The sequence below is a fragment of the Paraprevotella clara YIT 11840 genome (assembly GCF_000233955.1).
GTDB classification, from domain to species: Bacteria; Bacteroidota; Bacteroidia; order Bacteroidales; family Bacteroidaceae; genus Paraprevotella; species Paraprevotella clara.
Map to the genome: position 1 here is coordinate 1 of NZ_JH376635.1, position 517 is coordinate 517.

Here is a 517-nt window from a genome sequence, read left to right on the forward strand (position 1 = left end):
TTTCTTGTCTCGGTACCTCCTCCTTTTTTACAGCTTTTGCCCTTTCCTTTTATCTCTCTTTTGTGTACGGCTCCTGACACATGCCCTATATTTTCCTTGTGTGTCTTTCGTTCCAAACTCTCTTTCTTCCTGCTGTTCTTTACCGTCCTTCCTATCTCCGTCCTTGGGCTTTCCGTTTCCCCTTGTGCGTGTTTTCAGCCTCGTTGCCCCACCTTCCCGGTGCCATTCCCCCTTTTTCCCCGCCACCCTTTTTCTCCTCTTCCTCCTTCGTTCCCACGTTTTCCTTCCCCTTTTCTCCGCTCCTTTCCTCTCCTTCGTTTTCCATTAAGAAAAAAGTTTTCCCTTAAATCGTGCATGATTTTGAGTGTTAAATATATGTTTTACAGCATATTCCTTGCTTGTTTGGGGAAGTTTTCCTAAATTTGCAGGAGTTTCCGCTTGAAAAAAAGTGGTCATAATATTTGGCAGTTACTGGAAAAGTGCCTACCTTTGCACTCGCTTTCGGGAAGCAAGGCCT

1 protein-coding gene is annotated in these 517 nt (G+C 45.1%); it reads right to left on the reverse strand.

Features of this window, described 5'->3' with window-relative positions:
• Positions 1-151 precede the first annotated feature (151 nt).
• Positions 152-325, reverse strand: a complete 174-nt coding sequence (locus HMPREF9441_RS18675) for a hypothetical protein (RefSeq protein ID WP_008622696.1) — start codon at positions 323-325, stop codon at positions 152-154.
• Between the last annotated feature and the right edge of the window lie 192 nt (positions 326-517).

Coding starts and splice junctions, on each gene's coding strand:
- HMPREF9441_RS18675 (WP_008622696.1), bottom strand. CDS start 325: ATGGAAAACGAAGGAGAGGAAAGGAGCGGAGAAAAGGGGAAGGAAAAC.